General features: G+C 70.4%; 13 protein-coding genes. 7 read left to right on the forward strand and 6 right to left on the reverse strand.

Annotated elements, in window-relative coordinates; all coding sequences use genetic code 11:
- Positions 1–72: 72 nt before the first annotated feature.
- The 4 genes from ACR5MH_RS04805 to ACR5MH_RS04820 are packed head-to-tail and all read right to left on the reverse strand — an operon-like array spanning position 73 to position 3,647.
- Complete coding sequence (locus ACR5MH_RS04805; RefSeq protein WP_431346378.1) at positions 73–1,521, reverse strand: amidohydrolase; 1,449 nt, start codon at positions 1,519–1,521, stop codon at positions 73–75.
- Positions 1,518–2,156: an FMN-binding negative transcriptional regulator gene (locus tag ACR5MH_RS04810; RefSeq protein ID WP_431346377.1), complete on the reverse strand. Its 639-nt coding sequence runs from the start codon at positions 2,154–2,156 to the stop codon at positions 1,518–1,520. Before ACR5MH_RS04810 ends, ACR5MH_RS04805 begins: the two co-directional genes overlap by 4 nt.
- 10 nt (positions 2,157–2,166) lie before the next feature.
- Positions 2,167–3,159: an Fpg/Nei family DNA glycosylase gene (locus tag ACR5MH_RS04815; protein ID WP_431346376.1), complete on the reverse strand. Its 993-nt coding sequence runs from the start codon at positions 3,157–3,159 to the stop codon at positions 2,167–2,169.
- Positions 3,159–3,647, reverse strand: coding sequence for a ribose-5-phosphate isomerase (locus tag ACR5MH_RS04820; RefSeq protein WP_431346375.1), 489 nt, complete (start codon positions 3,645–3,647; stop codon positions 3,159–3,161). Before ACR5MH_RS04820 ends, ACR5MH_RS04815 begins: the two co-directional genes overlap by 1 nt.
- Before the next feature lie 104 nt (positions 3,648–3,751).
- Between ACR5MH_RS04820 and pepN the strand changes: the two genes are divergently transcribed.
- Positions 3,752–6,298: an aminopeptidase N gene (gene pepN, locus ACR5MH_RS04825; protein WP_431346572.1), complete on the forward strand. Its 2,547-nt coding sequence runs from the start codon at positions 3,752–3,754 to the stop codon at positions 6,296–6,298.
- 59 nt (positions 6,299–6,357) lie between these two features.
- Here pepN and ACR5MH_RS04830 read toward each other — a convergent pair whose 3' ends face one another.
- Together ACR5MH_RS04830 and ACR5MH_RS04835 are read right to left on the reverse strand one after the other, a co-directional pair.
- Positions 6,358–6,681 (reverse strand): hypothetical protein, encoded by a 324-nt coding sequence (locus ACR5MH_RS04830; protein WP_431346374.1) that lies wholly within the window; start codon positions 6,679–6,681, stop codon positions 6,358–6,360.
- Between the two features lie 86 nt (positions 6,682–6,767).
- Positions 6,768–7,769, reverse strand: a complete 1,002-nt coding sequence (locus tag ACR5MH_RS04835; RefSeq protein ID WP_431346373.1) for a hypothetical protein — start codon at positions 7,767–7,769, stop codon at positions 6,768–6,770.
- Positions 7,770–7,959: 190 nt separating this feature from the next.
- Between ACR5MH_RS04835 and ACR5MH_RS04840 the strand changes: the two genes are divergently transcribed.
- The 6 genes from ACR5MH_RS04840 to ACR5MH_RS04865 are packed head-to-tail and all read left to right on the forward strand — an operon-like array spanning position 7,960 to position 13,508.
- Positions 7,960–8,871, forward strand: coding sequence for an ATP-binding cassette domain-containing protein (locus ACR5MH_RS04840; RefSeq protein ID WP_431346372.1), 912 nt, complete (start codon positions 7,960–7,962; stop codon positions 8,869–8,871).
- A complete protein-coding gene (locus tag ACR5MH_RS04845; RefSeq protein ID WP_431346371.1) occupies positions 8,868–9,710 on the forward strand; it encodes an ABC transporter permease subunit in 843 nt (280 codons plus the stop codon). The genes ACR5MH_RS04840 and ACR5MH_RS04845 overlap by 4 nt, the downstream gene beginning before the upstream one ends.
- Positions 9,707–11,077, forward strand: a complete 1,371-nt coding sequence (locus ACR5MH_RS04850; protein ID WP_431346370.1) for a sensor histidine kinase — start codon at positions 9,707–9,709, stop codon at positions 11,075–11,077. The genes ACR5MH_RS04845 and ACR5MH_RS04850 overlap by 4 nt, the downstream gene beginning before the upstream one ends.
- Complete coding sequence (locus ACR5MH_RS04855) at positions 11,074–11,763, forward strand: response regulator (protein ID WP_431346369.1); 690 nt, start codon at positions 11,074–11,076, stop codon at positions 11,761–11,763. The genes ACR5MH_RS04850 and ACR5MH_RS04855 overlap by 4 nt, the downstream gene beginning before the upstream one ends.
- Before the next feature lie 55 nt (positions 11,764–11,818).
- Positions 11,819–13,099 (forward strand): mechanosensitive ion channel domain-containing protein, encoded by a 1,281-nt coding sequence (locus tag ACR5MH_RS04860; protein ID WP_431346368.1) that lies wholly within the window; start codon positions 11,819–11,821, stop codon positions 13,097–13,099.
- A gap of 1 nt (position 13,100) precedes the next feature.
- Positions 13,101–13,508, forward strand: coding sequence for a globin (locus ACR5MH_RS04865; RefSeq protein ID WP_431346367.1), 408 nt, complete (start codon positions 13,101–13,103; stop codon positions 13,506–13,508).
- Positions 13,509–13,524: the final 16 nt, after the last annotated feature.

Genomic DNA, 13,524 nt, shown 5'->3' on the forward strand with positions numbered 1-13,524 from the left:
GCGACCGGACCGACGCGCCCCCATCCCGCGACCCTCCCGAACCGTGCGGGGGTTATCCCCCTCCCCGTCCCGTCAGACGAGCGCGTCGTGCGTGAAACGCCCGGCCAGCAGGGTCGCGGCGACCGGCATGCCGCGCAGCTCGTCCGGCGACGCCGCGAGCGGGTCGGCCTCCACGACGGCGAGGTCGGCGGCCTCGCCGACGGCGACGCGGGTCCGGGTCGACGCGGCCAGAGCCGCCGCCACCGGGATGCGCTGCTCGGGATGCCAGGGCTCCCGGCCGTCGCGCGTACGGCCGACCGCGGACGCGATCGCCGCCCACGGGTCGAGTGGGGCGACGGGGGCGTCGGAGCCGAAAGCGAGCCGTGCGCCGGAGGCGAGCAACGACGCGAGCGGGAACGCGTCGCCGGTGCGGCCGGCCCAGAGCCGGTCGGCGACATCGCGGTCGTCCATCGCGTGCTCGGGCTGGACGCTCGCCGTCACCCCGAGCGCGGCGAAGCGAGGGATGTCGGCCGGGTCGATGAGCTGCGCATGCTCGATGCGGCCTCCCGAGCCGAGCGCCCCGAAAGCGTCCAGCGCCAGCCGGTTCGCCTCGTCGCCGATCGCGTGCACGGCGGGCTCGATGCCGTTCCCGGCCGCGAACCGCAAGTCCGCCAGCAGCTCGTCGGCTGTCAGGTTGGCGACGCCGTGGCCGCCGTTCGGGTACGGGTACAGGCAGAGCGCCGTGCGGGTGTTCAGCGAGCCGTCCGAGATCACCTTGAAGGGGCCCATCGAGAGGAGGCCGTCCGTCCCGTCCACGGCGCGACCGGTGCGCAGTCCCAGGCCGACCGCGTCGGCGATCCGGTCGCGGTAGACGCCGAACTCGACGCGCAGCCCACGGAACCCCGCGGCGAACCGGCGGGTCCAGACCTCCAGGTTCCAGCCGTACTCCAGGTCCACGATCCCGACTACGCCGCGCGCGGCCGCCTGCTGGGCGGTCTCCGCCGCCCACCGGTCGAGCGTCGCGTCGTCGGACGGTGTGAGCCTGCTCGTCAGGGCGAAGCTCTCGTCCTCGCGCAGCAGCGCGCCCTCCGCGCTCGGCGCGAACCGTTCGAACGCCGCGGTGTTCAACCACGAGCAGTGCAGGTCTCCCGCGATCAGCACCACCGGCCAGTCCCCCGCCGCGGTGTCGAGGAGCTCGCGGGTCGGGAGGTCGGGCCACAGGGCGTCATGGAAGCCGAAGCCGACCAGCACGTCCGCCCCGGGATCCGCCTCGGCGCGCCGGCGCACGAGGGCGGCCGCGTCGGCAGCCGACGACGCGCCCGACACGTTCAGGCGGCGCGCGGTCTGCGCCCACTGGGTGAAGTGCACGTGCTGGTCCCACAGCCCCGGGATGAGCCAGCGCCCGTCGAGCGGGATGCGCTCCCGGCTCAGCCCGCCGGGAACCCCCGCCGGATGGATGGACGCGATGCGGCCGTCACGGACCGTGACGTCCACGCGGCGATCCGACCCGGGCAGCCGCGCGTCCGCCAGGACGAACGTCATCGCGCCGCGCGGCGGCGGTCGTGCACCAGCTGCATCTCACGCAGCAGCGCCGGGCTCGCGTACGGCGAGCTGCCGCCGAGTTCGGTCATGATCGAGTCCACGATGTGGTCGGGACGGTTCTGGCTCATCTTCTGCTTGGCGACGATTTTCGTCGGCGTCAACCGCACACCGACCGTGCCGGACGAGATGCGCTCGGCGTAGCGCTCGTCCTCCAGCGTCCCGCGCATCTGCCGTGGGTTCGGCAACTCGCGCTCGAAGTGGTCCACCAGCTTCTCGAGCACCCGGAGATTCTCCTCCGGGCTCAACAGCTCCGGCACCCCGGACAGGTGCACGGCGACGAAGTTCCAGGTCGGCACGGCCGGGTCGGCGTCGTACCAGGACGAGGAGATGTACCCGTGCGGACCCTGGAAGATCACCAGCAGCTCATGCTCGCCCAATTCGTGGAGCTGCTCGTCTGGACGCCCGACGTGGCTCACGATGCTGAGCTCCTCGCGGGAGTCGTCGAGGATGACCGGGTAGTGCGAGGCGACCAGCCCGGTGGAGGCGTTGCTCACGAACGTGCCCCACGGGTTCTCGCGGATGATCCGCTCGATCTCCGTCCGGTCGGCGAGGGTGAAGCTGGGGTTCTGACGCACGAAGCGCTCCTTACTTCTGGTCCTTGGGGCACCAGTACAGCTTGCGGCCGCCCAGCTCCTCCATCACGATGTGCGTGCCGCAGACCCGGCAGGGCAGGCCCTCGCGCTTGTAGACCCAGTGCCGATCCTCGCGCTTGGCCATCGCCTTGCGGTACGACTCCTCGTCCAGGTCGTCCATCGTCATCATCTGACCGGTCTCGACGCCGATCCTCAGCAGGTGCACCCAGTCTCGCCAGAGCTCCCGGACGGTGTCCTCCGGGACGAGCTTGCCCGGGGTGTGCGGGTTCTGGCGGGCGCGGAAGAGCAGTTCGGCGCGGTACACGTTGCCGATGCCGCTCACGACGCTCTGGTCCATCAGCAGCAGGGCGATGGAGGTCGGCTTCTTGCGGACCTTCGCGACGAAGGCCTCCTCGGCCTCCGGGCCGTCGTCCAGCTGCGGGTCGGGGCCGAGCTTGGCGATCACGGCGTCCACCTCGGCGGGGTCCAGCACCTCGCACGCGGTCGGGCCGCGGAGGTCGGCGACGGCGGTGTCCGTGAGCAACCGCACGCGCACCTGGCCGATCGGCTCCGGCGGGAAGACGTCGATATCGGCCTCCACCTTCTCGGACTCCGACATGCGGAGCCGGGTGCGGCGGGGCGCCCCGATGGAGTGAAGCGAGTTCTCGCCCGCCTCGTCGAAGACGGCGCCCTCCTGGCCGGCCGTGCCCTTCTGCTGCGTTTGGCCCATCCGCCCGTTCGCGCTCGCGATGGTCGGATCGACACTGATGTCGCCGGCGAAGTCCCAGGCGCCGTAGATGCCGAGGTGGACGCGCAGCCAGAGCTCGTTGTCGAACTCCAGGAACATCTGCTTGCCCACCGCCTTCGCGGCGATCATGGTGCGCCCGTCGATGCGCTTCGCGTCGTCCGCGAAGCGGCCCTGCGGGGACGACACCGCGACGCGGTGCCCGACGAAGTTGACCGCGAACTGCTTGGCGATCCGGTGGACGGAGTGGCCCTCGGGCATCAGCGGTCCACGTTCTTGCCCGCGATGTCGCCGGTGGCCTCGTATTCCGCGAGCTGCGCGATGCGCCGGACGTGACGCTCCTCCAGCGAGAACGGTGTGGCGATGAAGAGATCGATGAAGCGGGTGGCCTCCTCGACGGTGTGCTGGCGGGCTCCGATCGAGATCACGTTGGCGTCGTTGTGCTGGCGGGCGAGCTCGGCGGTGCTCTCGTTCCACACCAGCGCGGCGCGGACGCCGAGGACCTTGTTGGCGGCGATCTGCTCGCCGTTGCCGGACCCGCCGAACACCACGCCCAGCGCCTCCACGCCGGCCTGCTGGTCGCGGACGACCGCCTTTGCCGCGTTGATGCAGAACGCCGGGTAATCGTCGATCGGGTCGTACTCCGTCGGACCGTGGTCGACGACCTCGTGCCCGGCCCCGGTGAGGTGCGACTGCAGGTGCGTGCTGAACTCGAGACCGGCGTGATCGGTGGCGATGTGGATGCGCATGCGAACAGTCTAGGGAAGGCCGCCGACGCCGCCGTCGCCGCGTCAGTAAGGTGGATCCGGTGGACACGATCCACACCCAGATCCCGCTTTTCAAGGAGTCAGCGTTGCCCGGAGAAAACCTCACCCGCATCGAAGCCCAGGAGCGCGCGTCGCTCGTCCGCACCCACAGCTACGACGTCGCCCTCGACCTGACGACCGGGCCGGAGACCTTCCGCAGCACGACGACCGTGCGCTTCTCCGCCACGGAGGGCGCGTCGACGTTCATCGACGCGATCACGCGCACCGTCCACTCTGTCGTGCTGAACGGCGTCGAACTGGACCCCGCAGAGGTCTCGGACGGCGTGCGCATCCAGCTCGACGGCCTCCAGGCGGAGAACACGCTGACCGTCGACGCCGACGCGATCTACACCAACACCGGTGAGGGCCTGCACCGCTTCCTCGACCCGGTCGACGGTGAGGTCTACCTGTACTCGCAGTTCGAGGTGCCGGACTCCCGGCGCATGTTCACGGTGTTCGAGCAGCCCGACCTCAAGGCCGAGTTCACGTTCACCGTCACGGCTCCCGCGCACTGGGCGGTCGTGAGCAACTCCCCCACCCCGGAGCCCGCGGAGGCCGGCGAGGGCGCCAAGACCTGGTCGTTCGCCGCCACTCCCGTCATCTCCTCCTACATCACGGCGCTCGTCGCCGGCCCGTACGAGTCGGTCCACAGCGAGCTGACCAGCCGCGACGGCCGCACCATCCCGCTCGGCGTGTACGCGCGCAAGAGCCTCGCCGAGTACCTCGACGCCGACTACATCTTCGAGAAGACCCGCGAGGGCTTCGCGTTCTACGAAGAGAAGTTCGACTACGCGTACCCGTTCGAGAAGTACGACCAGCTCTTCGTGCCCGAGTTCAACGCGGGCGCGATGGAGAACGCCGGCGCGGTGACCTTCACCGAGACGTACGTCTTCCGTTCGAAGGTCACCGACGCGATCAAGGAGCGCCGGGTCGTCACGATCCTGCACGAGCTCGCGCACATGTGGTTCGGCGACCTGGTCACCATGAAGTGGTGGAACGACCTGTGGCTGAACGAGTCGTTCGCCGAGTACGCCTCCACGCTCGCCACGGCCGAGGCCACCGAGTGGACCGAGGCCTGGACGACCTTCGCCGCGATGGAGAAGAGCTGGGCGTACCGCCAGGACCAGCTCCCGTCCACCCACCCGATCGTCGCCACGATCAACGACCTGGAGGACGTCCAGGTCAACTTCGACGGCATCACCTACGCCAAGGGCGCGTCCGTGCTCAAGCAGCTCGTCGCGTGGGTCGGCCAGGAGGACTTCCTCGCCGGCGTCGCGCAGTACTTCAAGAAGCACCAGCACGGCAACACCGAGCTCACCGACCTCCTGGTCGAGCTCGAGGCCACCAGCGGCCGCGACCTCACCGGATGGTCCAAGAAATGGCTGGAGACGGCGGGCGTCAACACCCTCCGCCCGGAGCTGACGGTCGACGCCGACGGCACGATCACCGCCTTCGCGATCCTCCAGACCGCCGCCGCTGACTACCCCACCATCCGCCCGCACCGCCTCGCGGTCGGCTTCTACGACCTGGTGGAGGGCCGCCTGGTCCGCACCTCGCGCGTCGAGCTGGACGTCGACGGAGAGCGGACCGAGGTCGCCGAACTGGTCGGGCAGAAGCGCCCCGCGCTCATCCTGCTCAACGACGACGACCTCGCCTATGCGAAGATCCGTCTGGACGATGAGTCGCACCGCGTGGCGCTCGAGCACCTGTCCTCGATCGAGAGCCCGCTCGCCCGCTCGCTGGTCTGGGGCGCTGTCTGGGACGCCACCCGCGACGCCGAGACGCCGGCGAGCGACTACGTGCGCCTCGTGCTCGGCAACATCGCGTCCGAGACGGAGTCGACCACGCTGCGGACCACGCTCAACCAGCTCGTCCTCGCGGCCGGCAGCTACGTCGCGCCCGAGCGTCAGAAGCAGACGAGCGAGGACGCGGCGACCAGGCTCTGGGAGCTCGCGCAGCAGGCCGAGGCCGGCAGCGACGCCCAGTTCCAGTTCGTGAAGTTCTTCGCGGCGCTGGCCTCCACCCCGGAGCAGCTCGCGAACATCGCCGCCTTGCGCGACGGAACGGTGACCCTCCCGGGGCTGACCGTGGACACCGACCTGGCATGGGAGCTCCTCATCGCGCTCGTCGCCGGCGGAGCCGCAGGCGACGCCGAGGTGGACGCCGCCCTTGCCGCCGACAACACCGCCAACGGCGCGCAGTTCGCCGCCCAGGCCCGCGCCTCCATCCCGACCCTCACGGGCAAGCAGGCGGCGTGGGACTCGGTGTTCGGCTCCGACGCGCTGCCGAACACGATCGTCCGTTTCACGGGGCTGGGCTTCCAGCGCGCTGCTGACAAGGAGGTGCTCGCCTCGTTCGTCGCGCCGTACTTCGCGGCGCTGCAGGACGTCTGGGCGTCGCGCACGTACAAGATCGCGGAATACCTCGTCGCGGGCATGTACCCGGCGCCGCTCGCGAACGCCGAGCTCCGCGACGCGACGCGGGCATGGCTGGACGCGAACCCGGAGCCGGCCGCGCTGCGCCGGCTCGTGGTCGAGAACCTCGCGGGCGTCGAGCGGGCGCTCGCGGCGCAGGAGCGGGACGCGCGGGCGTAAGCGGTCGCTGAGACGGAAACGGGGAGTCCGGCTGGTGCCGGCTCCCCGTTTCGTTGCCGTCAGTCCGGTGAAGCGGTTGACGTTCCATCAAGCGTGGAGGTGACCAACCTCCACTCCTCGTCGGTGACGGACGGATCGAGGAATTCGATCACGAGCCGGTCGGATCGGAATCCCGATCTGGCCAGCTTGTACGTCTCGACCTGCGCCTTGGGGTAGCTGCTGAACTTCATGATGCGCACCCGCTCCGACTGGGCTGCCTTCTCGCACCCGAAGCGGCTCGGGCACACTTCATCGGTCACGTCGACGGGTCGCTCGAGCGGCGGGAGGAGGTAGACCGCCGAATCGATGTTCTCCCGCAAATCAATCGTGGCGCGCGGGTCCAAATATGTGCATGAGGCGAGGACCAGGACGCACATGGTGCCCAGGCCTGCGGCTACCGTCGCTCGTTTGCGATTAAGCCTGGACACTCTTAGACCCAGTTGCATTTTTGGGGGTTCCACAGCCAGTTCGGATTGGAGGGGCGCGCCGTCTCGAAGTCCCACCACACCCCGGACAGCCACACGGCGTAGCCGAACTGGGCGTGGCACTTGTACTGCTGTTCGATCGTCGCGCTCACCGGAGTGGGCGGGAAGTTGCGCCACTCGGTCCAGCCCTGGTTCTTCACGATCTCGATTCCGACGAGGCCCTGGGTGTAGACGGCGGCACCCCACGCCGAAAGATGGGTGGACCAGACGCTTGCGCCCTTGTAGCCGTTGTGGCCCGGCCGATTCATCCAGTAGCCGGCCAGCAGCCCGCCACCCACCTCCGGATCGGCCACCACCGGATACGCGGTCGACGCGTCATGCTCGACCACCTGGGTCAGCACCCCGCTGTCGACCACGAAGTGCGTTGGCATGTCCTCGCCGTCGGTGTCCTTGGCCCACGCGGGAAGCACTCCGCCCTGGAACCCGCCTTCGGCGTCCCGGATGACGACCATCCCGCCGTCCAGCTGCTCCAGGCAGCCGCCCGCGGGAAGCGCGATCGTGTAGTCGAAGCGCGACGGGGCGGAGGCGTTATCGATGACCGTGGTGATCTGGACGCTCCCGTCGTCCTTGACCACAGGCACCGTCGTCGTGCCGTTGCGGTTGTCGTAGGAGACGATCCCGTCCGCCTCCACCGTGGCGCGTTCCGCGCGCCCGGCGAACGGCAGGCCGATCGAGATCTCGATGCCGACATGCTCGACGGCGAGTGTCAGGTCGTCGCGGGGATCGGTCGGGATCGCGAACTCGCCGTTCTCCGTCGTGGGGACGTCCGCGACGTGACTGAGCACATCCGACGTGTCTGAGGGTGAGCTCCCCGCCCCGTCGCTCACCGATGCAAGCGCGTCCATGACGTCACTCGCCTCCTCTTCGGCGTAGGCGGGCGTACAGAGTCCCAGGGTCAGCGCTCCCGTCGCGGCAGCGGCGATGGCGATCTTCGTGCGGTGTTGCATGGTCTTCCAATCGGTCGACGACGTCGTCCCTCGCCAACCTAGGTGCGGACACGACGACACATCAACCCATTGCGCCTAATGCATATCACGTACACTGACTCCCCCTCATGCCCTCGCCCGACGCCCGCGACACGCAGGTCGTACCCCGGTTCGATGACGGCAGCCCCTCCGCAGCCCTACTCTCGGAGCCATGATCCAACTCGAACGCCTCACCAAGAGGTTCGGCGGCAAGACCGCTGTCGACGACATCTCGGCGACCATCCAGCCGGGCAAAGTCACCGGCTTCCTCGGGCCCAACGGCGCGGGCAAGTCCACCACCATGCGCATGATCATGGGGCTGGACCGGCCGACGCACGGCACCGCGACCATCAACGGCAAGCGCTACGCCGAGCTGCGGTCGCCGCTCGGCGAGGTCGGCGCGCTGCTGGACGCGAAGGCCGTCCACACCGGACGCACCGCCTACAACCACCTCCTGGCGATGGCCGCCACCCACGGCATCTCCAAGCGCCGTGTGCACGAGGTCATCGGCCTCACCGGCCTGGAGTCCGTCGCGAGCAAGCGCGTCGGCGGGTTCTCGCTCGGCATGGGCCAGCGGCTCGGCATCGCCGCCGCCATGCTCGGCGACCCGGCGACGCTCATCCTGGACGAGCCGGTCAACGGGCTCGACCCGGAGGGCGTGCTCTGGGTGCGCCAGTTCGCGCGCCACCTCGCCGGGCAGGGCCGCACGGTCTTCCTCTCCTCGCACCTGATGAGCGAGATGTCGCAGACCGCCGACCACATCATCGTGCTCGGCCGCGGCCGCATCCTCGCCGACGCCCCGGTGGACCAGATCCTCGCGGGCGCCACGCGCAGCGCGGTCCGGGTCCGCACGCCGGAGGTCGAGCGGCTCGCAGGCGCGATCCAGGGCGGCGACGTCACGATCACCGGCGTGGAGGCCCAGCTCATCGAGGTCACCGGGCTCAGCGCCGCGCAGATCGGCGACGCCGCGGCCGGCGCGGGCATCGCGCTCCACGAACTCACCCCGCTCAGCGCCTCTCTCGAGGAGGCCTACCTCGAACTCACGCAGGACGAGGTCGAATACCACTCGGAGGTCGCCTCATGAGCACCGCAACCGCACCCGTCACCGGGTACGCCCACGCCGAGGTCGGCCGGCTGAGCTTCGTGCGCGTGCTGCGCTCGGAGTGGATCAAGCTGCGTTCGCTGCGGTCGACGTTCTGGACGCTGGTGGGCGTGCTCGTCCTCATCGTCGGCCTCGCCGCGCTGCTGTCGGCCGTGGTGCCGGACGCCTCCACGCTCGGAGCGCGCGCGCCCGCGACTGCGCTCACGAACTTCACGACGAGAGCTGCGACGGCCGGGCTGACCTTCGCGCCGCTCGTCGTCGCGGTGCTCGGCGTGCTCGCCATCAGCGGCGAGTTCTCCACCGGGATGATCCGTTCGTCGTTCGCCGCCGTGCCGCACCGGTTCCCCGTGTTCGCCGCGAAGGCGATCATGCTCTTCCTCGTCTCGTTCGTCGTCGGTCTGGTGAGCTTCGCAGCCTCCTGGTCGATCGCCGTGCCGCTGCTGACAGCGAAGGGCTACAAGGGCGACCTGTTCTCCGACACCACGATGTGGTCGATCCTCGGCGCCGCCGCCTACCTCGGGCTGGTCGCCGTCTTCGCTCTCGGTGTCGGAGCGATCCTGAAGGCCAGCGCGGGCGGCATCGCGACGGCGCTCGGCGTGCTCTTCCTGCTGCCGATCATCTCGGAGCTCCTGCAGGCGCTGCTGCCCAAGCAGACCTGGATCGCCGACTGGTCGCACTACCTGCTCAGCGCGTCGGGAGCCGGGATGGCCGGCCTGGCCAACGGCACCCAGGAGCCCTGGCAGAACATCCTCACCGTCGTGATCTGGACCGCCGTCTCGTTCATCGTCGGAGCGATTCTGCTGCAGCGACGGGACGCGTGACAGCCACGACGACCCCAGCCGACGCCGCCCCGGCCGACCTCGAACTCCCGAGGCCGCCCGGGGCGGTGCGGCGCTACTTCGGCGCCCACCCGCTCGTGGTGGACGCCGTCGTCGCGGGCGTCTACCTGGTGCCGGCGCTCGCCGAGGGCATCGTCCACATGGTGCGGAATCCGAGCCTGGCCTCCGCGATCCAGCTCCTCCTCGTGGTCGTCGCCGGCGCTGCGCTGTTCGCCCGGCGGCTGCACCCACGGGCGGTCTTCGGTGTCGCGATCGTCGTCCTCCTCGTCAGCGTGTTCCTCGGCCGCAACCTCGACTTCGTGCCCGCGGTGTTCGCGCTCTACGCGCTCGCGGTCTACCGCACGGTGCGTTCCGCGTGGATCGGCTACGGCATCACGGCGGTCGTGACCGTCGTCTCCCTCACCATCGCGACCATCGTGTCGGAGGTGCCGGACTTCGCCCCGCTCTCGACGCAGGCGGTGCCGTCCGGCTTCGCCGCGCTCGCGTTCTGCATCGTCGCGGTGCTGATGGGCAGCAACGTCGGCAACCGGCGGCGGTACTTGAACGCGCTCATCGACCGTGCCCGCCAGCTCGCCCGAGAGCGCGATCAGCAGGCGGAGATCGCCACCGCGGCCGAGCGCAGCCGCGTGGCGCGGGAGCTGCACGACATCGTCTCGCACAGCCTGACGGTGATGATCGCCCTCGCCGACGGCTCGGCCGGACTCGTCGGCACGGCGCCGGAACGTTCGGCCGAGACGATGCGGCTGGTCGCGGAGACCGGGCGGGGCGCTCTCGGCGACATGCGCCGCCTGCTCGGGGTGCTGCGCGCGGGCGACGAGGATGCCGCGGCGCACGCTCCGCAGCCCGGGCTCGCCGACCTGCGCGAGCTGGTCGAACGTTTCCGCGCGGCCGGCCTCCCGGTGCGGATCACCGTCACCGGCACGCCGCCCACTGACGTCGGGCAACAGCTCACGGTCTTCCGGGTCGTTCAGGAAGCGCTCACCAACGCTCTCCGTCACGCCTCGCTCGCGACCACGGTCGCCGTGACGATCGAGTTCGGCGAGCGGGTGATCCGCATCACCGTCGACGACGACGCCACGGTGCACACCGAGTCCGTGCCGGGCTCGGGCAGCGGCCTGCTCGGGCTGCGCGAGCGCGTCGCGCTCTACGGTGGCACGTTGGAGGCCGGACCCCGGCGCGGCGGCGGGTGGCGGCTCGTCGCGGAGTTCACGACCGTGCCGCCGGCCGCCGCCGACGCGGCCGCGTCTGATCCGACCTCCGGCCCGGCGCCGACCGCCACCACCGCCACCGCCACCGCGACTGCTACCGAGCCCAGCACGGGCGCCGACCCGACCAGGAGACCCGAATGACCGACCCCGGCTCCGCGCAGCCGACGCTGCGCATCCTGCTCGTCGACGACCAGGCGCTCGTCCGGCTGGGCTTCCGGATGGTGCTGGAGACCGAGCCCGACATCCACGTGGTCGGTGAAGCGGCCGACGGCGCCGAGGCGGTCCGGCTCGCCGTGGAGACCCGGCCCGACGTGATCCTCATGGATGTGCGGATGCCGAACCTCGACGGCATCGAGGCGACCCGGCGCATCGTCACAGCGAACCCGGATGCGCGCATCATCATCCTCACCACGTTCGACCTGGACGAGTACGCCTTCGGCGGTCTGCGCGCCGGCGCCAGCGGCTTCCTGCTCAAGGACGCCCGCCCGGCCGAGCTGACCGCGGCCATCCGTGCGGTCTCCGCGGGCGACGCGGCTGTCACCGGCCGCGTGACCCGCTCCATGCTGGAGCTGTTCGCCGACCGGCTTCCCGCGAGCGGCGCCTCCGGAGCCGCAGCGGCCGACCCGACCGCGGTCCTCACGCCGCGCGAGCGCGAGATCCTCCTCGCGATGGCCGACGGCCTGACGAACGGCGAGATCGGCGCGAAGTTCTTCCTCACCGAGTCGACGGTCAAGACGCACGTCGGCCGCGTCCTCGCGAAGCTGCAGCTCCGCGACCGGGTGCACGCGGTGATCTTCGCCTACGAGAACGGGCTGGTCGAGAGCTGAGCCGCGCCGCGGATTCCAGACGACGCCAAGGGAGCCGTCGGTAGGATTCCGTGCGATGAGCATTCTGAAAGCGGACTTCTGGACCTCGTTCGGCTCGTGGATGGTGGACGCCGGCTGGAACCTCGCGCACGCGGCCGGCATCGTCCTCGGCGCGATCCTCCTGGCCTGGATCCTGCGCGTGGTGATCCGTCGCGTCGTGCGCCAGATCGTCAGCGGGGTCAAGAAGGGCCAGAGCGTCACCGACACCCAGGCGCTGGTGGCATCGCCCCTCGCGGCAGTGCGTGTCGTCCAGCGCACCCGGACGCTCGGGTCGGTGCTGAGCAACATCGTCAACGTCACGATCGGCATCGTCACGATCATCCTGGTCATCCAGGTGTTCGCGCCGGACGCGCTGACGTCCTTCGCCCTCCTCACCGCCGCGATCGGCGCCGGCCTCGGTTTCGGTGCTCAGAACATCGTCAAGGACGTCCTCAACGGCCTCTTCATGGTCATGGAGGACCAGCTCGGCGTCGGCGATGTCGTCGACCTGGGACCGGCGACCGGCGTCGTGGAGGCCGTAGGCATCCGGATCACCCAGGTGCGCGACGTCAACGGCACCCTCTGGTTCGTCCGCAACGGCGAGATCCTGCGCGTCGGCAACATGTCGCAGGGCTGGTCGCGCGTGATCGTGGACGTCGCGGTGCCGTACGACACCGACATCGAGGCGGTGCAGGCGAAGATGATGGAGGCGGCGACCGCGCTCGCGACCAGCCCCAAGTGGCGCTCGCGCATCCTCGACAAGCCGGAGCTGTGGGGGCTGGAGTCGATCTCCGCCGAAGCGATCGTGATCCGGATCGTGCTGAAGACCCGCACCACTGCGAAGGACGATGTCTCCCGCGAGCTGCGGCTGCGCCTCAAGCAGGCCACCGACGAACTCGGCGTCACCCTGCCGTCGCTCTCGGCCGTCGTGCTCTCCGGCTTCGACGGCGCGGGGAGCGTCAACGGCGCCAAGCCGCCGCGTACCCGGCCGACGCCCGTCGTGCCGGACCGGCCGCTCACCGGGCGCAAGGCGCGGGCGGCGGCGAAGCGCACCGCGACGCGGGCGCCGGACCCCGGCGCCATCCGCATCCGGCCGGCGATCGAGACGAAGCCGGACGCCGCGCCTGCGAAGCCGGCCACGCCTGCGAAGCCGGCCACGCCGCGATCGGATGCGGCGAAGCCGACGACGCCCACCACCCCGGCCGACGGCGCCACCACCCTGGCCGACGGCGCCACCACCTCGGCGAAGCCCGCCGCCAAGCCCCGCACGCCGAAACCTCCGGCTGCCGACCAGCCTCCCGCGGAAGAAGCAGAGTGACATGACGACCCTCCCCGCCGAGCCGCCGCTCGGCCCGTCCTTCTTCGAGCAGGTCGGCGGCCACGCGACGTTCGTGCGCCTCGTGGACACCTTCTACCGCGGCGTCGCCGACGACCCGGTGCTGCGCCCGATGTACCCGGAGGAGGACCTCGGCCCTGCCAAGGAACGGCTGACCGGGTTCCTCGAGCAGTACTGGGGCGGCCCGACCACCTACAGCCAGGAGCGCGGCCACCCCCGCCTCCGGATGCGGCACAACCCCTTCAAGGTCAACCCCGACGCACGCGACCGCTGGCTCGCCCACATGCGCGTCGCGGTCGACGAGCTGGGGCTCCCGCCGCTGCAGGACGAGACCCTCTGGAGCTACCTGGAGCGCGCCGCGTTCGCTATGGTCAACACATTCGAGGAGTAGCCCCTCGCCTCCCCGC

The organism is Streptomyces sp. L7, assembly GCF_050990935.1.
Taxonomy (GTDB): Bacteria; Actinomycetota; Actinomycetes; order Actinomycetales; family Microbacteriaceae; genus Leifsonia.

Coding starts and splice junctions, on each gene's coding strand:
- ACR5MH_RS04805 (WP_431346378.1), bottom strand. CDS start 1,521: ATGACGTTCGTCCTGGCGGACGCGCGGCTGCCCGGGTCGGATCGCCGC.
- ACR5MH_RS04815 (WP_431346376.1), bottom strand. CDS start 3,159: ATGCCCGAGGGCCACTCCGTCCACCGGATCGCCAAGCAGTTCGCGGTC.
- ACR5MH_RS04820 (WP_431346375.1), bottom strand. CDS start 3,647: ATGCGCATCCACATCGCCACCGATCACGCCGGTCTCGAGTTCAGCACG.
- ACR5MH_RS04835 (WP_431346373.1), bottom strand. CDS start 7,769: ATGCAACACCGCACGAAGATCGCCATCGCCGCTGCCGCGACGGGAGCG.
- ACR5MH_RS04840 (WP_431346372.1), top strand. CDS start 7,960: ATGATCCAACTCGAACGCCTCACCAAGAGGTTCGGCGGCAAGACCGCT.
- ACR5MH_RS04845 (WP_431346371.1), top strand. CDS start 8,868: ATGAGCACCGCAACCGCACCCGTCACCGGGTACGCCCACGCCGAGGTC.
- ACR5MH_RS04855 (WP_431346369.1), top strand. CDS start 11,074: ATGACCGACCCCGGCTCCGCGCAGCCGACGCTGCGCATCCTGCTCGTC.
- ACR5MH_RS04860 (WP_431346368.1), top strand. CDS start 11,819: ATGAGCATTCTGAAAGCGGACTTCTGGACCTCGTTCGGCTCGTGGATG.
- ACR5MH_RS04865 (WP_431346367.1), top strand. CDS start 13,101: ATGACGACCCTCCCCGCCGAGCCGCCGCTCGGCCCGTCCTTCTTCGAG.